We start from the raw sequence: 18,583 nt of genomic DNA, 5'->3' as shown, positions 1-18,583 counted from the left end.
GACAGAAAGCGTCGATCTAAAGCACAGCGAATAATTTTTCGTTCCGGAAAATCCTTTTTAGCAAGGGAAGAATATCAGGCTCATCGTGAACAAAAACTGTGCGCTCGTTTCGAGCAGGACTTAGCTTTCGCCATTCAAACACGAAGCCACCGTAGTGTTTGCCCAAGGCAGTCTTATCCTTCACCTCATAGTAAGGCGGAACCATCACCACAGCATTCGCAAACATAGGCTGGCTAAAATACCCATAAACCTGAGCATGAACGCCCGCTTGCTTACGTAGAGCGCGTCCTTGCCAAGCCCCAAACACGGCGCCAGCGATTACAATGCTCCCTATCGTTGCACTTAGCACAGCAAAGACGGGCCAACGTCGCTGCGAAACAAAACCCACAAAGGAACGAAGACCAAACAATGCGATCAACAACAGCAACAGTGCCGCTTCAGAAAAATGGATGGGTCCAACCGCATGAATGCCCGAATCATCATGCAGCATCGTGCTACCAAAAGCTGTAAGCACACCCAAACTCAACAACTTCGTCGTGCGATTACACAACGCACCCAAGCCCACGAGCACCATGCCAAGAGGAGTGAGTAGGTAGATGGCAATCATCAGAAGGTTGTAGGAGAGATTAGCGCCAAAACGGTGCCAAAAAATGCCTGTGCTCTCGAGCGCAGCAGTCACTCCGCGGCTATGCGGAGAAGGGATGTTTGGAAGTTGATTCGCGCCGTAACGGCTCGGCAACCACCACGCCCCGGTGACTTGGTTGTAATAACACGCCCAAACAAAAACAGGGACAAATACACTGCATGCAAAAACACCAAGCTGCTTGTAATCACGAAATCTTGAATAGATAACATGCGCCAACAGGGGCCAAAGCAAGGCCGTGCTTTCGACAGGACGAAAGCCAAGCGCACATCCATACGACAGTCCAAGCACTGCTACCGGCCACAAGCGAGCGGGGTGTTTTAGAAAAACGCATAGCTACAAAGACACAAAGCTATCCACAGACGCGATGCGTTCTGAGCGTGCGTACTGCCGGAAATCAAGATCATCATCGGCGAGCTCAGCAAAAAAAACGCAGCAAGCGCCGCATAACGTCGGTTCAATAGCTGGGCTGCGCAAAGCAGCATCAAAAAACAAACAAGGCCGGCAACAAGCGCATAAACAGCATTGCCCAGCCCTGAGACAATTCCCAGCGCAGGTACACCAAGCGCACCGGGCCAATCAAAGGAAGTATAAAAACCATCTTTGCCAAACAAAAAGCGGGAGGGCAGCGCTTCAATGCTATGCGGAATCGGCACCATGAATCGTCCGCTAGCCAAAACCTGTCCACCAAAGCGAATCCCCCATTCATCGTCGGTAAAAGGAAACTCTCGAAAGACGTAGATGTTTATTAGTCTTGCTACCACGGCAAGCATCACACTCATGCCAAGTGCAAGGACAAGGGCCCTTCGAGAACAAAAGCCATCGAGACCCTTCAAAGCGCGAAGCACCGTCTTTTCAATAAAGGGGCTGATCCCTAAGGCAAAACACGCTCCAGCGGGAAGCAGGAAAAACACATAGCCCAACCAGGCCTGGACTTCACCGGCAGTGCTACGTGTCCAACTTGGAAAAAAAACCAATCTCGATCCCATTGGCGGTTTGCGACAATGAAAAAAAAGCCGCAAGGAGCAGCACGCCTAAACCAAGATAAAGGTAGGGCAGCCTCAAAATTGTTTTTGACTGAGTCATGGCTTCTGAGTCATGAGTATCCGAGCAAGCGCCTCAGACACAGCGTAGCTCAAGGTACGCACGCGTTCTTTACCGAGACCTTCGAAACGCACGCCATCCACGCACAAAAGCGCAACGATGCGTCCGTGCAAGAACATCGGCTCAACCAGAAGCTCCTGTCCAGTGCTGCCTGTCGCAGTGCGAAACAAAATATCCGCAGCGCTCTGGCCATGAGGTCCATGGTAGCTCTCTCCACTGCTAAGCACTTCGTGAAACACCGACGGGCTTTCTGTGGGAATCCAAATCTTACGAATCGCTTCTTTAGGCACACCGAGGCCTGCTGCTTCGCGCCCTTCAAGCATTCCCTTGCGGAGCACCATCGCAACTGCTGCATTTGCTACCGCTGCTGCGCCATAACAGGCAAACCTTAGGACCTGATCGCTGTCACGACTCGCGCGAATGCTAGCCAAGGTTGGCCCTGCATCAGGGGGCACAGGTGTCGGAGTCGGCCGTAGCGACTTTAAGCGCTGACCGATTAGACTGCTATGCCTTCGTCGCCGAGGCACAACCGCTCTGTCATCTTCCGCATGCTCGATCGCTGGCGCAACAGATTCGCTTGAGGGCTGAGGCGCCTGATTTTGCTGCGGCACCACGTCGGACCAAGACGAACCAGCAGGCGGGGGCGGAGCTTTGGCCACTACTTTTTTAGGCATCACCGGGGCCGGCGGAGGATTGTATGAAACGGTCTCTTCAGGACCAAAAACGCTCGGTGGCGGCCCAGGAAAACGCGAAACACTTTCCCTGGATGGGGGCGCATAACTGCCATGCTGACTTGCCGCGAGTGGAATAAACAGATGCTCATCGCTAAAACCACTCGGTCGTACGGATGGGGATGCATGCGGCCGCTGAGCAGGCCGGTGCGCCGCGCCTACCATAGAATCGATACCGCGCTCGGCATGCGCACTTGCAGACTGAGGCGCAACCCACGGAAAAGAAGGGGCGTTAACGTGTCCTTGCAGCCACGATGGATTTTGCACCGGCGGCGACGTTGAAGCTCCTGGAGAACTGCTTTGAAAGGTGTCGGCATTTTGGTGCACGTGTTCAATCGCCACACGCAAATCCGAAACATAGGCAACCTGAGCGATCACCTCCATGCTGGCAGCCAACGCAATTTCGGAAACCATATGGAAATTGGATGGATCGGCCATCGCAACTTTCAAACGACCAGCAACAACCGCAAACGGCAGCACCAAAAACTCCTGGGCCATGTCGATGGGAATACGCTTTACCGCGTTACCGTCTGCAGTCGCGAGCTCCTCGATTCCAACCAGCGGGCCGTAGCCATCGGCCAAAAACACCCCAGCCAAGGTCTCCTCGTTCAACCCGCCTTGCACCAGTTTTATAGCAAGGCCTCCGCCTTCAAGCTGAGCTTGTGCCAGCGCCGAGGAGAGCTGCTCCCGCGTAATGAGACCTGCCCGTAGCAGTCGATTGCCCAAATCCTGGCGCATGGCAGAAGGATTACAGTCCCTTGAGCAGAGCTTCAAGCATTTCAATCGCACTTGGCCGATCCAGCAAAGACCGGGAGGGATGGGATGGCCCCCCCCGCTCGCGAATCCCGCAAAAAAACTACCATACAAGCCGGCAAAAACATGGCCCCAAGCTTTGTTCTTCTACTTTTGCGACATTTTTAACAAAGGAATGTAATCTTCCTGCAATGGCCTTAATTTTACATATAGATGCCGCTTCTGAGGATCGAGACCTCGTTGCCAAAAGCCTGCAAACAGCCGGTCACGAAGTCAAAGCTGCGAAAACGGGGCTCGAAGGCATCTCCCTCGCTCAAGAAAAGCGCCCGGATTTAGTGCTGCTCGACATGGACCTGCCTGATCTCGACGGCTACGAGGTCACTTTGCGCTTACGGGGAATCGCCGAGCTTGATGGCGTGCCCGTCATTGCCGCGGCCACCGAAATCGACGAACGTGCCAGCCTGGCCGTCGGCGCCGATGGCAATCTAAAGAAACCGCTTGATGCCAAGACCTTAGCGAGCACCATCGAAGCCATGCTCAACATCTCGGTCTACAAAGAGCATCGCGGCACCGAAACATTGCGCTTGCGCTCTCAAAAAATCGTTCGACACTTGGAAGAAAAAGTCATTGAGCTTTCGGAAGCCAACCGACGCCTCGAAGAACTTGCACGCCTTAGGCGCGAGTTTTTGCGCAACATCACCCACGAGCTAGCCACTCCGCTTACGCCCATCATGGGCTACCTTCGTTTGTTCATCGAAGGGCAACTCGGTAAACTCACCCCCTTGCAACTCAAGAGCCTAAACGCCATGAGCGCTTCCACTGAGAGGCTGCGTTTTCTGATCGATACCTTGCTCGACATGAGTCACCTTGAAACGGGACGCATGCATTTTTACGACCGCAAATACAACTTTAGCGAGCTCGTCAAACGCGCCATCGAAGAGACGCTTTCCCGCGCAGAAGACGGCGACGTGCGTATCATCAGCGAACTGCCATCGGTCGATTTGCCCGCCAGAGGCGATTCCGACAAACTCTTTCGCGCCATCATCCACGTGCTCGACAACGCCGTAAAATTCACGCCTCCTGGAGGGAAAATAGCGCTGCAAGTCTTCGAAGATCACAGCAAACAAGGCCGACAGTATGTCCTTGAAGTAGCCGATGCTGGCCCAGGCGTCGATCCGGAACGCATCAAAAAAATCCTCGAGCCTTTCTACCAAGCCGATGGCTCTCCAACACGCAGTCACGGCGGTGTCGGACTCGGCCTGGCCTTTGCCCAACGTGTCACCCAAGGCCTTGGAGGGAACATCGACATCCAAAGTCCTCCTGACAAAGCCGTCGCTGGACTGCGCTTAAAGGGGACTTGCGTGCGTTTATGGGTCTCACCGGAGGCCCCACCCATGGATACGCGAAAAAACCCCGCCTCGGCACCTGTCTAAGGCTAGCTTTTTTTACTATAAGCATGTGCCGTGATTTATTTTGACCACCATGCAGCCACGCCTCCAAGCCATCTTGCTCTACAAGCCATGCACGAGGCAGAGAAACTTGGTTGGGCGAATCCGTCGAGCGTGCATCAAGCCGGCCAGCGTGCGCGAGCTCTTCTTGAAAAAGCTCGCTCTCAAATCGCAACAGCGCTTGGCGCTGCATCCGCCGACATCGTCCTCACCGCAGGCGGCACCGAAGCATGCAACTTGGGACTTATCGGTCTAGCAGGTTTTAGTCCCAAACACGTGATCGTAAGCGCCATCGAGCATCCCGCTGTCAGCGCCACCGCCACACGCTGGCACGAACAAGGCAGCAAGGTAACACGTTTGCCTGTCCCTCAAGGCATCCCCCCTTCGGCCGAGCAGCTAGCCGCACTCATCACAGCAGAAACCGAACTTGTTGCTATCCAATGGGTCAACCATGAATGCGGCAGCATCTTTCCCATCGCCGACTACGCTGAGGTATGCAAAGAAAAAAAGCTTCCGTTTTTTGTTGATGCCACTCAGGCCGTCGGCAAAATCCCTGTCTCGATCGAAAAGCTTCCAATAAGCGCGCTTGCTTGCGCTTCGCATAAAATCGGCGGCCCCTGTGGCGCCGGTGCGCTTTACATCAGACGGGATGCACCATTCACATCGCTCCTCGAGGGCGGCTCACAAGAACGCGGCCGCCGCCCAGGCAGTCACGATGTCATTGCCGCCGTGGGATTTGGAGCAGCCATGAACGATATTGAAAACCGCCTCGCTGCCATGCAAGAGGTTAGGGTGCTGCGCGATGATCTTGAAGCCCATGTCAAATCCCTTGGCGCACACATCAACGCCGAGCAAAGCAAACGCGTCCCCACCGTTTGCAATGCAAGCTTCCCGGACCTTAAAGGCGAGCTCTTGGTTGCTGCGCTCGACATCGAAGGATTGTGCGTTTCTGGCGGATCGGCTTGCACATCGGGCCTTTCCACTGGCTCGGCCATCTTGCGTGCCATGTACCCCGAGGAAGCCTGGCGCTCGGAGAACGCGCTGCGCATGAGCCTTGCGCCCATAACCAGCAGAGACGAAGTCCAAAGCGCCAAAGCTTTACTCAGCCAAGTGATCGAGCGCATGCAGCAGAAGAAACTCAAATAAATTTCAGCTTTAAGCGGCAAGCGTGCCAGCAGACGCAACTTTGCCCAATAAGCCATGGAAAACTATGCAGATTTCGCCGTGATCCTTTGAGATTCCGGCTTTCTATTCAAAAGAATTCGAGTTTGTGGTATACTGTAATTTTGGGCAGTTCCGGTTTTCCCGAGCCGATGCCACGCGAAAACAACAAACTCAAGCGCGCCTCGAACGAAAAAGGCTTGATCTTCGCTACTAAACATCGCAGTTAGCGTGTAGATGGGCACAGCAATCAAACGCGTCTTGGTCGCAATGAGCGGCGGAGTGGATTCTTCGCTGGCCGCTGCCGTGCTTAAAGAGCAGGGTTACGACTTGGTCGGTGTCACCTTGCACTTGTGGGATGCTGGTAAAGGCGAGCAAGTTGGCAAATGCTGCGCACCGGAAGACCGCGACGATGCTCGGCGCAGTTGTGATCATTTGGGCATTCCACATTACGTGCTCGATGAACGCAAAGCTTTCCGAAACACCGTGGTTGATCCTTTCTTGGATACTTACATCAAAGGCCGCACGCCCATTCCCTGCGTCTCGTGCAATCAACACGTCAAACTGACCCGTTTACTTGAAGTGGCCGATGCCTTTGGCGCAAGTCATGTCGCTACCGGACACTACGTCAGACTGCAACATGACGGCGACAAAGTTAACACCATCCTGCGTGGCCGCGACTACAACAAAGACCAAAGCTACTTTTTGTTCGGGGTGCCAAGCTTTGTGTTTGAGCGCATGCTTTTTCCGCTTGGAGAGCTCACCAAAGACGAAGTGCGAAAGCTTGCCCTAAAGTACAACTTACCCAACGCAACGAAACCTGAGTCCCAATCGCTATGCTTTGTGCCCGACGGCGACATCGGCGGCTTTGTCGACCGCCAGCGTTCTCTTTCAAAGAGCGGCACCATTGTCGATGAAAACAACCAAGCCCTTGCAGAGCACGACGGCGTTCATCGCTTCACCGTCGGACAACGCAAAGGCCTGGGTCTCGGAGGCGGTAAGCCGCGCTACGTGCTACGTATCTTGCCCGAAGAAGACAAAGTGGTTGTCGGCGAGCGCTCCAGCTTGGGCGCAAAAGAAGTTCGCGCCGAAGGAGTCAGTTGGCTTGTTCCTAAACCCGAACACGCCTTTCGCGCCAAAGTTCGCATTCGCTATCGGCACGAGCCAAGTGATGCACGCGTGCAGCCCACCAGCGATGGCTTTATCGCCGAGTTTGACGAGCAACAATTTGCGATTACGCCAGGGCAAGCCGCGGTGATTTATAAAGACGATGCGGTACTTGCAGGAGGCTACATTGCCTAAAAGCTGCCTTTTGGTTTTGCTTTTCGTTGGTTTAGGATGCGCAGTGGGCGAGGGCGAAGGCGAAATCGACGGGCAAATCGCGCTCAAAGATTGCAACAAACAGGGAACATACCATCTCGATCCCAATTTTTTCTCGGCCGAGCCCCGCGAGGAGCGGCTGGATATCCTGCTTCAGCACGGCAGCGATTTGCAAATCCGCAGCGATGGCATGTTTATTTACATTGACGATGCGAGCGCTCTTCAAAACGACATGCTCGAACAACCCCTGACCGTAGACGACGGGCTTTGGGAAGCGGTTCTTTTTCTCAACGAAACTTGCCCCGTCGAACGCAGGAAAACACCCGTCTCACTCTATGCCACCTCGGGTACCATCACCTTCAACGCTATCTACGCTCCTGAAGAAGACAAAGACGCAGTCAGCATTGATGCCGTGCTGGATGCCCTGCATTTTGAGAATTCCGAAACTCCAGACGACAACTACGCGGATCTTTCCGGCTACTTCCGTTTCATCTACAACCGCGGCAAACCCGCCCAACGTTTTCCTTAAGGTATTTATGAAATGTCCTTTTTGCGGTGTGCTTGAAAACAGAGTCATGGACTCGCGACTATCGCAAGGCGGCGAAGTCACGCGGCGCCGGCGTGAATGCGAAGGCTGCACAAGACGCTACACCACCTACGAGCGCGTCGAGCAAGTCCTGCCTCTGGTGATCAAAAAAGATGACCGTCGTGAGCCCTTTGATCGTTTGAAAGTCTTATCAGGACTGCGGCGTGCTTGCGAGAAACGCCCCGTTTCAAGCGAAGCGTTGGATCAATTGGTAAGCCAAGTTGAGCGCGAGCTTGTTGAACTCGGCGAAAAAGAAGTGCACTCATCGCTCATCGGTGAAAAACTCATGGAAAAACTCCGCGACATTGATCAAGTCGCCTACGTTCGCTTTGCAAGCGTGTACCGCAGTTTCAAAGACATCCACGAGTTCATGGGCGCATTATCGCATTTGCTCGACGATCCACCGGAGGGTTCACAGTGAGCGCTTCCTTTGATGAAGAGATGATGCAGCTTGCCCTTCGCGAAGCCAAGCGTGGATTTACCAGTCCCAACCCTCATGTGGGAGCCGTGCTGGTCAAAGACGGGAAGGTGCTGAGCACAGGCTTTCATAAACAAGTGGGCCTTGCCCATGCCGAAGTCGCTGCGCTCGAAGGCTCGTTGGAGGCCGCAAAAGGCGCTACGCTTTACGTGACGCTCGAGCCCTGCAACCACCACGGCCGTACGCAACCCTGCACCGATGCTATCATCGAAGCAAGCATCGCGCGCATCGTCATCGGCTGCCTTGATCCAGCCAATCGACTGCCCTCCGGTTATGAACGTTTGAAACAAGCCGGCCTCGAAGTCGAGCTCGGTGTATGCCAATCCGAAGCCGAAGAGCTCGTGGCTGACTTTAAGAAGCACTACACCACCGGCATCCCGCTGGTCACCCTCAAAGCCGCGCTCAGTCTGGATGGTCGCATCGCTACCGCAAACGGCCAATCGAAATGGATCACGGGCGAAGCAGCGCGAAAACTTGCACGAGACAAACGCGCAGAGACAGGATGCGTCATCGTCGGCGTGCAGACTGTGCTTGCCGATGATCCCGAACTCAACGTACGAGACAGCGATGCGCCGCAGCCTTTGCGCGCAGTGCTCGATCCCACTCTAAAAACGCCACCACAAGCCAAAATTCTTAGCTCTTCGCCCAAGCCTTGCCTGATTTTTCATGGCCCAAAAGCAAGCATCGAGAATGAGCGCGCTTTGCTTGAAGCCGGCGCCGAGCTATTTCAAATCGCAGAAGACGAGGAGGGCGGATTAAAACTTGCTGAGGTGCTCGAAGAACTGGGTCGTCGCGATTACATGCATGTTCTTATCGAAGGTGGCAGCCGTGTGCACAGCGCCTTTATGAAGCAAAAGCTAATCGACCGCGTGATGCTTTTTATCGCCCCCATCTTGTTTGCCGACAAAAACGCCATGCCCTTGCTTGATGTGCAAGACACCCGCACCATGGACGATGTCTTGCGCCTCAAACACAGCCGCGTCACGCAAATCGGCGAGGATATCTTGCTCGAAGGAGCCTTGTAGCCATGTTCACCGGCATCATCGAAAGCCTTGGCGAGCTGCATTCGTGCAAAACTATCCCGGAGGGCTTGCAAATCACGATCAAAAGCAGCTTCGATGCGCTTGTGCTGGGTGAATCCATCGCGGTCAATGGCACCTGCCTTACCGTATCCGCCATCGATGGCATGCACTTCAGCGCCGAAGCATCCAACGAAACGCTTCGTTTGACGACCCTAGAAAGCGTTCAAGTCGGCACGCAGCTTCATCTTGAACGAGCCCTTCGCGCCAGCGACCGCCTAGGCGGCCACATTGTCACCGGCCACATCGATGGAAAAGCACATTTGATAAGCGCAACCCCGGTGGGTCAAAATGCTCAGCTCGAGTTTGAAATCCCGAACGAGCTTGCCCCCTTTGTCGCGAAAAAGGGCTCCATCGCACTTGATGGCGTAAGCCTCACCGTCAACGAAGTGAGGCAAAATCGTTTCGAAGTGATGCTAGTGCCCTATACGCTGGAGCACACATGCTTTAAAAAGCTCGCCCAGGGCGGGGTCGTCAATGTCGAAGTCGATATCCTCGCAAGGTATGCAGCGCGCTTCATCGAAGCCACAAAGTTATCGAATGCTCAAACACCTCTTACCAAAGCTTATCACCTCCATCGCGCTCGGCGCGTTGTTTGCATGGTTAGTCTCCAAATGCGGCGTGCCTTTATTGCCATCGCCTTCAGCCTTTTCCGTGGTCAAATGGTGGGCCATCCCCGGCTACATCGTGCTTTTGGTCGCCAACCATTGGTTTCGCGCCACACGCTGGCGCTACCTCATCGCCCAAATCTATCCGATTCGCATCCCCGAATGCGTCCGCATCTGCTGGATCAGCTTCTTTGCCATCTTCGCTTTGCCTTTGCGTTTAGGCGAGTTCGTCAGGCCTGTGCTTGGCAAATTGCGCCTCGGCATTCCTATGTCAGCCGGCATCGGCACCGTCGCCATTGAGCGCGTGCTCGACGGCCTGGTCACCACGCTCTTTGTCGTCTGGGCCTTGTTCTTTATCGACCGAGTTCCAAGCGACGATACTTTGGTCAAGTCCTTGCCGTACTACGGCTACACCATGCTGATTGTTTTCGCCGCAGCCTTCATCATGCTCGGTTTGTTTTTATACCAGCGTAAGTTCGCCCTGAAGCTTGTGCGCAAAACCATTGGTTTGTTTTCAGACCGACTCTCGCATCTGGTCAGCGAAAAACTCGACAGCCTGGCCAATGGCCTAGGCGTACTCAGCCGTCCCGCACTGTTCGTGCCCTTCGTGGTTGAAACCTTGCTTTACTGGGGCATCAACGCGCTTGGCATGTGGTTTTTGGCACGCGGCTGTGGCCTGCCCATCGGACTTGATCACGCAGTCGGCTTGGTTGGTATCTTAGCCTTAGGCGTCCTTTTGCCCGCAGGCCCAGGCTTGTTTGGCAACTTCCAACTGGCAGTCTCCGTTGGCCTCAAACTCTACTTGGCCGAAAGTATCGTGGCCGGCCCCGGCTCCGTCTTTATCTTTTTGCTCTACACCATCCAAGCCAGCTTCGTAGCGCTCGTAGGCCTGATTCCCGTCTACACCATGAAACTTCACATGAAAGATTTGCTAACGCGACCAAGCAGTCCTGGGTAATTCCGCAAAACTTGCCACAAAGAGGCATCTGCCTGCATGATCATGCCTTCACTTTGTTGCGATGCGACAAAAAGTAGAGCGTATGACCGTCATGATCCTCGATACCACCGTTTATCTCGCCACCTTTGGGGCTTGGTCCGCCGTGGCTTGGCACATCCTGCATCGTTAAATCGCTTCATTGCAGAAAAATGGCGCTTCGTGTGCTGCTTTGCTTAGCATGTAGGCATGCTGCGATGGTTTCTATTCCTGTCGGTTTTCGCTCTGGCTTCACCCAAGCCGGCTCACGCTAGAAGCGAAGAAGACTTTGAGTACAGCTACACCCAGCTTTGGAGCACAGCGGTGCGCCTCGTGCTTGTGGACATGCGCTATCCGGTCGATGAACGCGACGAGAAAATGGGATTTTTGCTCTTTCGCTACCAAGAAAACAACAAAGAGTTCCCTGCCAGCATCGAGCTCATCAAAGACAAAGATAAAAAGGGCATCATCAAAACCGTTGTGCAAATCCCCGGCATGCCCAGCTACGTTGAAAGCATGCTGCTAAGCCAGCTACGCAAAAAGCTGCTCGCCGACTACGGCCCGCCCAGCAAAGCCCCCGAACCCGAAAAGAAAAAAGAGCCCAAAGCTCCCGAAGAAAAAAAAGAAAAGCCAGCCAAGAAAAAGCAGACCAGCTAAAGTTAGGTCTCCCTTGCCAGCGCCCAGAAGCCATGATAATCCTAAGTAAGGGTTATCATTATCATGTATAAACGCAGGCAAACCCTCGCACTATCATCAAAAGAAAGCTGTTTTTTATGGGGTCCCCGACAGACCGGGAAAAGCACTTTGCTGAGCTCGCTGTTCCCACAAGCCATTCGCTACGATTTGCTCCTAAGCCGAGACTATCGTCGCTTGCTCTCCGATCCTGGGCTACTTCGTGAAGACTGCGAAGCAAAAGGGCTCAATGGCAAAAACCAGCATGAACCGATAATTATAGACGAAGTCCAAAAGCTTCCTGAACTTCTCGACGAGGTGCACTGGCTCATTGAGAATCGCGGGCTTCGCTTTGTGCTGTGTGGCTCCAGTGCACGCAAACTCAAAAGTTCCCATGCCAATCTCCTTGGGGGACGTGCGCTTCGCTATGAACTTAAACCATTGGTATCCACAGAAATCGAAGACTTCTCATTGAGCAAAGCATTAAATCGTGGACTGTTGCCCAGGCACTACGACAGCAAGCATTACGATGCGCTCCGCGATGCCTACGTTGGGGAGTATCTAAAAGAAGAAATTCAAGCAGAGGCTCTGGTACGACGCCTTGATATCTTTTCGCGATTTCTACAAGTCGCCGCGTTAAGCAACGCCGAGATACTAAGTTACACTACCGTAGGACGAGACTGCGGCGTCAGTCCACAAACTGTCAAATCATACTATCAAATTCTAGCGGACACACTGGTTGGGAATTTCCTCCCCGCATTCCGCAAACGCGTCAAACGTCGAACTATTGAAACACCGAAATTTTATTTTTTTGATCTCGGAGTAGTTGCTGAGCTCACGCGACGCGGCAAAGTTGAAGCAGGCTCCGAACTGTTTGGTCAAGCCTTTGAGCACTTCATCTACATGGAACTTGTAGCTCGCTTAGCCTATGGACAGCAGCGCTATCCTCTGTGTTATTGGCGTACCGCCTCAGGATTTGAAGTCGATTTCATTTTAGGCGACGCGGATATCGCTATCGAAATCAAGTCAACCCAACACGTCAATGCCAACCATCTAAAAGGGCTCAAAGCCTTTGCCGAGGAATATCCCAAAGCAAGGCTCATGCTAGTCTCGCTCGACACCCGTCCACGTAAAACCAGTGAAGGCATTGAAATCCTGCCGTGGCGAGATTTTTTAACATGGCTCTGGCAAACAAACAGCCTCTTATAACTGCTTTTTAGTATACCATAGCTAGCCGAACACCACAGCGGTGTGCTAGGTTGTGCGTTATTTCGCATGCCCCATCAAACGCACCTCAAACCAAGCCATCGCACCTTATTCTATCTGGCCATCTCCCTAGCCACACTAAACGCCTGCGCCGAAGTCCGCTGCCCAAGCACTAAACAAAAGCAAGACGGCCAATGCATCGACCCGCAAGCCCAAGACCAATCTGATCCAAGCACCCTGCATGTCGAGTGGGCGCAAGTGGTGCCTGACGAAACACAGCACTTGGCCGTAGGCAGTAGTGATCAATTTTTTCTCATAACCCATACCGCCGATACTGAAACGCTTTCAAGTTATGACGGCAATGGCAGTTCGTTGTGGGATGTCGACTTTGAAGCGGACTCTGAACGTCTAGAGATGGGAGGCGATCGTTTGTTTCTTGGAATGCTGTCACCTTCCGCTAAAGCACCGTCGTACAATGCGTCGCCAGTGTTTGAAGACATCACCGACGGCGCCACTCACATGAGTATCCTCGCCATCGATCCAAGCGATGGATCCATGCTTAGCGCAAAGGACTTTGTTTTCGCAGGCAACCAAATCGAAGGACCACTATTCGACATTGCGTCTGATTCGGTTTTCGTAGCGGGTACAATGAACGACAACATAAACGTGGTTGTTGGCGAAAGTCTAGTTCAACCACCAAACAATATGTTCATCACCAAACTCGATACGCAAAACATGGACGTTCAGTGGATCACCGGACTGTCGTTTAGCATGCCAAACACGCTCATCCCAGGAATGCCACCGCTTGGCACACTTGAAGCCAAAGCAGACCATGTCATTCTATGTGGCAATTTTGGTGGCACAGATAACGCAACAGACAACTTCGGCGATGGAGTGACACGGGAGACCATTGGAGGAACTGACATCTTCATCATGGCATTCAATGCAAGCAATGGAGCTTTGCGTTGGGTGCAGACCTTTGGAGGCCCGGGTAATGACGGTTGCAATACTCTAAGCATCGGCGAACAAACCGTATGGGTTGGCGGACATGAAGCGCAACGACCTATGATAGCCAGCCTTTCTCTGGAGGACGGCAGTCTCAATTCCCACAAAACATGGGATGTCATCGCGGGAGAGATAGCGTCCATCGAGATCGACGCTTTCGGGGACTTGTATATTGGCGGTAGCAGCGAGGGTAGTTGGAAGCCCTATACGCTTCCGGGCAATTCACAAAACCGAGACATTTTCATCTTGCGTTACCGTCCAAGTGCAAAGCAAATCACGTGGTCAAAGCTCTGGAGCGCACAGGACAACGAAATGCTTTTTGACATGATTTTAACCGAGGCAGGAGCTCTTTACAGTCTTGTTGAGTTCAACGGACCGTTCGACTTTGGCACCGGGTCTTTGGGTAGCGGCAATGCAGCTCAGAAAGCCTTTGTAAAGGTGGCGCCATGAAAAGAATAAGTCTTTTAATACTTGCATTGACCTTGTCGAGTTTACCCCAATGCAATAGCGACCCGGACTGTGCCGAAGGTACAGCCCAAATCGATTCACGTTGCGTCTCCCTGGACAGTCTAGAATGTCAAAACACGGAACAATGTCCCCTTCGTGTGCATGGCGATGTCGAATGCAATGCCAATTATATCTGCAGTTATACATGCGCTGAGGGTTTCGACGATTGCGATGGGGACCTTCAGGACGGGCTCTCAAACGGATGCGAAAGTGATTTGCTCAGTCAACAAAGTTGTGGAGGCTGCGATACAAGCTGTGGAGAAGAACAATATTGCACTGTAAATGGACAAGAATCACGTTGCGCTAACCTCAGTTTTTCAGAACTCGATATAGCTGGACAAAATACTACTCAACCCCTTTCGCAAACCTTGTTGTTGGGGACAATTCACGAAGATCCCGATGGCAACACGTTGATCCAATGGATGGGAAAAACCGACTCAATAGACGGCGTTGTGTTATACAAATTTAAAACCGATCATTCGTTGGATTGGATCAAGGAAATTTACGATACAACTTTTTCAATCACCCCATCCGACACGGTTGTAGATGGCGACGGAAATCTGTGGATAACTGGAGGGTTCAAGGGTGAAGACGTCAACTTTGCTGGTCAAACACTCAGCAGCCCAGCTTCTGGAGCCAACGACTTTGCAACAAACGCATTCCTTGTTCAATTCAACGTATCAACAGCAGAAGTAAACCAAGCCTGGGCTATTGGCAACAGTGTCTATACGCGCGCAGTAGCCATCAGTGAGGATGGGCAAGGCAATATTTATCTTGCTGGATCATTTTCTGAAACTTGGGATGTCTCAACCGACATAGGTCTCGACTCGAGCAATGGACCAATCTTTGTAATGGGGTTGGACAATAATGCCACACCACTTTGGGCCAGAGCCTTACCATTCGATAACCTACAGGACATCGTGAGTGATGAAAACCGCGTTTATGCCATCGGTTTTTCTGACAACAACGCAAACTTTGGTGTCGGCGAGACCGTCAAAGAACCAAGCGCCACCGTACTCGCGCTAAATGCTCAGACCGGAGATAGCGAATGGGTATACACAGACTCCTTAAATACCGACGATGTGGAAAGCGGCACTTGATAGCACAAATGAAAAACTCGTGGTTACCGGCGCGCGCTCAGACCGAGCATATCTATTTACTATCGATACTGGGACTGGAGCAAAAATATGGGAACGCTTCTCGCATGGTGGGATTTCCTCCGGACAAGACATTTCAGTCGACGGCAAGGGCAATGTTTATGTGACCGGAGCCTTCAAACAAAGTTTTGGTTTTGAGCCAGCCACATGGCATAGCCCTGCTACCGACGACTGGGTTGGTTTTGTATCTCGACTGGGCGTCAATGACGGCAGAGTTCGTTGGACTCAAACCGTACCCAGTACCGAAACCTCGATTTTGATCAGAGTCGCAACAGTTCCTACTTCAAAAAACGTAAATGCGCTGGGGTTTCACAAAGGCAAAGTAACCATTAGTAGCGACTTAACAATTGGATCGACGGATGACATAGACTTCACCCCTTTTGCTTTTCAAATCCATCAATAATTGAAATGAACAAACTGACCAAAACTTCAAAGCATTTCCTCGCCATGGGGCTATTTTATTTGTTCTGCACTTCGTCAACCGTTGCCCAGGATCAAAACAAATGGCTCGTAATGCGCTCATTGCCCGGCGGTCCAGAAGGGCGTTCGCATGCAGCCGCTGAAGCTTTAGCGCAAGCACTGCTTGAGCTTCGTCAGCCCGCGATGAGCCTTGATGGCGCCCGTACTTTGTTCGAAGCGCGCGCATCGAGTGAATCCAATCCCATTCAGGAAGCTGATCTTAAAGAGCTCAAGCGTGATACTGAAAAAGCCTTATCGCAGGTTGTTGATGGCAACTACGGCCGCGCCCGGCAAACCGTCGAGCATCTACTTAAACAAGCCCAGCGCGTCCTTGAATCCGTCAGCTCCGATGAGAGTAGCGCGCGCGCTTTGCTCAATGCTTGCCTTTATCTGGTGCGCTCCGACATCGAAGAGGGCCATGACCGCGAAGCCCTTGATGCTGCCAGACGTTGTCGACAACTCGTGCCCCATATCTCGCCCGATAGCTACGATCATCCCCCCGAAGTCATCGACATGGTCTCCTCGGTCGACGCTGAAATTGCTGCTGCTCCCAAAGGCAGCCTCAGCATCACGGCCGATGCCAACCAGTGCCCCATCTGGATCAGCGGCAATCGGGTAGGGCAAACTCCTCTGAAAGACTATCCGCTCATCCCGCGCGAATATCGCATCAAGGTCGAATGCCCCATGCGCAAAACCGTCCGCGTGCACCGCATCGTGGTTGGAGCCCAAGCTACAGAGCTCCACATCGACACTCGCTTCGATGAAATCGTGCGCACCGATCCGGACTTGCACCTAAGCTATGACAACGTAGAGCGTGAGCAAAACGAACGACTCAGCCATGCACACCTCGTCGCCGAAGTACTCAGCGCAAACGAAGTTTGGCTGATCACACCGGTTGACTCGCAACGCCTTCGCGCCGATCGTATTCGCAGCGACGATGCCGAAGTCTTAGCCTCCGTTGTTTTTATTCCTCAAAGCAACCAAGCCTACGAACTGCTTCCTCAAGCAAGCAAAATAGCCGAAACCTTGATTCGGGAACAATCGCTTGATCTCAGCACCGCGACGGCTAGCACCATCGAGCCCTGGAACAGCTCAGGCGAGTTCAAACCCGAAACGCTCGGCCCACCAGGCTCAGAAGACACATCAACGCAGGGCTCAGGCCCCGGCATTGTTGGTTTCGCGCTGGGCCTCACCGGCATCGCCGCAAGCATCACCGGCGCCGCGCTCCTTCCCAACGTCTTTGCCAAGGCCAAACTCGTGCGCGCCGCCGAGTCCACTGACCCCGACTACTTGGATCGTCAACAAGCTGCCAACGACGCCATGCTCTTTCCCATGCTCAGCAGCGCTGTGGGCGCAAGCCTTATCACCGCCGCGCTGCCTTTTTGGCTGCCAGATGCACGGGGCGTGCCCACGCTCGCTTGGCTTGCCGGTGGCGCCGGCGTTGCCCTTGCAGGAGCTGGCAGCGCCATCGCGCTTTTCGCCGGCAGCTGCGAGCAAAAGGTTTGCGCCGGCCGCAACGACATGCTCGCCCTTGGCAGCACGCTCGCCATGCACGCGCTGCCCCTGCTCAGCATTCCTGTGATATACCTTTTGCGCAGCCTGACTGACAATAAAACCCAAGACCTAAAGCTGAGCGCCGATAGCACCCAAGCCCGCATCCAATGGACCGTCAACTGGTGAACCGATGAATCATAAACTTACTTTCGCTGCATCCCTTTTACTCATAAGCTTGGCCTCCCTAAGCGCCCAAGCCCAACACAAAAACGCCACGCTCTTACTGCCCGGCGGAAGCCCCACCGAAGAGCTCCCCCAAGGCGTCCAAGCCACCGTGCGCGCCAAAATCAAAAGCCTATTGCGCTCTGAAGGCTACCGCATCCGCGACTTGCAAGAAAAACCACTCTCCGATGCCTCCCTTCAAGCGTGCAAAAGCGCAGCCTGCATCGAGCCCTTAGCCAAAGCCACTGGCGCCGAACTCATCGTCGGCGTGGCGCTGTGGCAACAAAAAGAAAAACAAATGCTGCAAGTTGCCGTAAGTCTTGAAGAGCCTGGCAGAGGCCATCACTCCAGCAGCACCGAGGCCAACGAAGAGCAGGGCGCCCTTGAAGCGGCCACCGAAAAAGCCTTTCGCAAAACCCTCGCCACGCTTAGCCTCGGACAAGAACGCACCCTCATCATCGGCGGCGGCCCCAAAGGCGCTCTTGTCAAACTCGATGGCACCGACGTCGGCGTCCTCCCATACCAAGGCCAAATCAAACCCGGAACCTACACCCTAACAGTCACCCTTAAAGACCACTTGCCCTACACAAACCAGATTCACATCACAAGCGACGCCCCCCAGCATCACATCAAAGTTAAACTTGAAAAAGAATGGAGTTCCGATCGTCCCGTTGTGGGACCACTGATAGTCGGTGGAGCAGGCGCGCTTGTACTCACTGGAGGCATCATCGGCCTACTCGCCGAAGACTGCCAAGCCAAAAATGCTTCTGGATCCTGCATCGGCGGTGAAAGACCCAATCGTATCTTAATGGGCAGCGCTGTTGCCGTGGGCGCTGGCGCCATCATCGGAGCTCTGCTTTGGTATCTGCTCGGCGCAGACGATACAAAACCAAACGAAACCCGCAAACAAACTCAAGCCTTCAACCTCAACCTCGGCCCAACCCAAGCCGGGCTGCAATGGAACCAAGCGTTTTAGG

At 53.3% G+C, this 18,583-nt stretch carries 17 protein-coding genes and 1 pseudogene; 15 read left to right on the top strand and 3 right to left on the bottom strand.

The genetic code is table 11. The annotated features are described in order from the left end of the window. Positions 1–16: 16 nt before the first annotated feature. From IPJ88_12030 to IPJ88_12020, 3 genes are all read right to left on the bottom strand, one after another. Positions 17–934, bottom strand: coding sequence for a hypothetical protein (locus IPJ88_12030; GenBank protein QQR88945.1), 918 nt, complete (start codon positions 932–934; stop codon positions 17–19). Between the two features lie 29 nt (positions 935–963). Continuing rightward, positions 964–1,620 (bottom strand): hypothetical protein, encoded by a 657-nt coding sequence (locus IPJ88_12025; GenBank protein QQR88944.1) that lies wholly within the window; start codon positions 1,618–1,620, stop codon positions 964–966. Between the two features lie 105 nt (positions 1,621–1,725). Further along, complete coding sequence (locus IPJ88_12020) at positions 1,726–3,216, bottom strand: hypothetical protein (protein ID QQR88943.1); 1,491 nt, start codon at positions 3,214–3,216, stop codon at positions 1,726–1,728. Between the two features lie 206 nt (positions 3,217–3,422). Between IPJ88_12020 and IPJ88_12015 the strand changes: the two genes are divergently transcribed. The 15 genes and pseudogenes from IPJ88_12015 (at position 3,423) to IPJ88_11945 (ending at position 18,582) form a co-directional block, all read left to right on the top strand. After that, complete coding sequence (locus IPJ88_12015; protein ID QQR88942.1) at positions 3,423–4,664, top strand: response regulator; 1,242 nt, start codon at positions 3,423–3,425, stop codon at positions 4,662–4,664. Positions 4,665–4,694: 30 nt separating this feature from the next. Beyond that, entirely contained in the window at positions 4,695–5,825 is a 1,131-nt protein-coding gene (locus IPJ88_12010) for a cysteine desulfurase (GenBank protein QQR88941.1), read from the top strand. 252 nt (positions 5,826–6,077) lie between these two features. Beyond that, positions 6,078–7,142, top strand: a complete 1,065-nt coding sequence (mnmA, locus tag IPJ88_12005) for a tRNA 2-thiouridine(34) synthase MnmA (protein QQR88940.1) — start codon at positions 6,078–6,080, stop codon at positions 7,140–7,142. After that, complete coding sequence (locus IPJ88_12000; protein ID QQR88939.1) at positions 7,135–7,689, top strand: hypothetical protein; 555 nt, start codon at positions 7,135–7,137, stop codon at positions 7,687–7,689. Before mnmA ends, IPJ88_12000 begins: the two co-directional genes overlap by 8 nt. A 7-nt stretch (positions 7,690–7,696) precedes the next feature. Beyond that, positions 7,697–8,167 (top strand): transcriptional repressor NrdR, encoded by a 471-nt coding sequence (nrdR, locus tag IPJ88_11995; GenBank protein QQR88938.1) that lies wholly within the window; start codon positions 7,697–7,699, stop codon positions 8,165–8,167. Beyond that, positions 8,164–9,249 carry a bifunctional diaminohydroxyphosphoribosylaminopyrimidine deaminase/5-amino-6-(5-phosphoribosylamino)uracil reductase RibD gene (ribD, locus tag IPJ88_11990; GenBank protein QQR88937.1) on the top strand — a complete coding sequence of 362 codons (1,086 nt, stop codon included), beginning with the start codon at positions 8,164–8,166 and terminating at the stop codon, positions 9,247–9,249. Before nrdR ends, ribD begins: the two co-directional genes overlap by 4 nt. 2 nt (positions 9,250–9,251) lie before the next feature. Next, positions 9,252–9,809: pseudogene (locus IPJ88_11985) on the top strand (riboflavin synthase). An 85-nt stretch (positions 9,810–9,894) separates the two neighbouring features. Continuing rightward, on the top strand, positions 9,895–10,869 hold the full coding sequence (locus IPJ88_11980) for a flippase-like domain-containing protein (protein ID QQR88936.1): 975 nt from the start codon (positions 9,895–9,897) through the stop codon (positions 10,867–10,869). Between the two features lie 225 nt (positions 10,870–11,094). Beyond that, positions 11,095–11,541: a hypothetical protein gene (locus IPJ88_11975; GenBank protein QQR88935.1), complete on the top strand. Its 447-nt coding sequence runs from the start codon at positions 11,095–11,097 to the stop codon at positions 11,539–11,541. Positions 11,542–11,604: 63 nt separating this feature from the next. Next, positions 11,605–12,765 carry an ATP-binding protein gene (locus IPJ88_11970; GenBank protein ID QQR88934.1) on the top strand — a complete coding sequence of 387 codons (1,161 nt, stop codon included), beginning with the start codon at positions 11,605–11,607 and terminating at the stop codon, positions 12,763–12,765. Between the two features lie 66 nt (positions 12,766–12,831). Next, the gene (locus IPJ88_11965) at positions 12,832–14,217 is read left to right on the top strand and encodes a hypothetical protein (protein ID QQR88933.1); all 1,386 of its coding nucleotides are present in this window, start codon (positions 12,832–12,834) and stop codon (positions 14,215–14,217) included. Continuing rightward, on the top strand, positions 14,214–15,374 hold the full coding sequence (locus tag IPJ88_11960; GenBank protein ID QQR88932.1) for a hypothetical protein: 1,161 nt from the start codon (positions 14,214–14,216) through the stop codon (positions 15,372–15,374). Before IPJ88_11965 ends, IPJ88_11960 begins: the two co-directional genes overlap by 4 nt. Continuing rightward, positions 15,355–15,834, top strand: coding sequence for a hypothetical protein (locus IPJ88_11955; GenBank protein QQR88931.1), 480 nt, complete (start codon positions 15,355–15,357; stop codon positions 15,832–15,834). The genes IPJ88_11960 and IPJ88_11955 overlap by 20 nt, the downstream gene beginning before the upstream one ends. Before the next feature lie 44 nt (positions 15,835–15,878). Then, entirely contained in the window at positions 15,879–17,570 is a 1,692-nt protein-coding gene (locus tag IPJ88_11950; protein QQR88930.1) for a hypothetical protein, read from the top strand. Positions 17,571–17,574: 4 nt separating this feature from the next. Beyond that, entirely contained in the window at positions 17,575–18,582 is a 1,008-nt protein-coding gene (locus IPJ88_11945; GenBank protein QQR88929.1) for a PEGA domain-containing protein, read from the top strand. The last annotated feature ends 1 nt before the right edge of the window (position 18,583 follow it).

The organism is Myxococcales bacterium, from assembly GCA_016699535.1.
Lineage (GTDB): Bacteria > Myxococcota_A > Polyangia > Polyangiales.
This window is presented reverse-complemented; position numbering and strand designations above follow the sequence as displayed.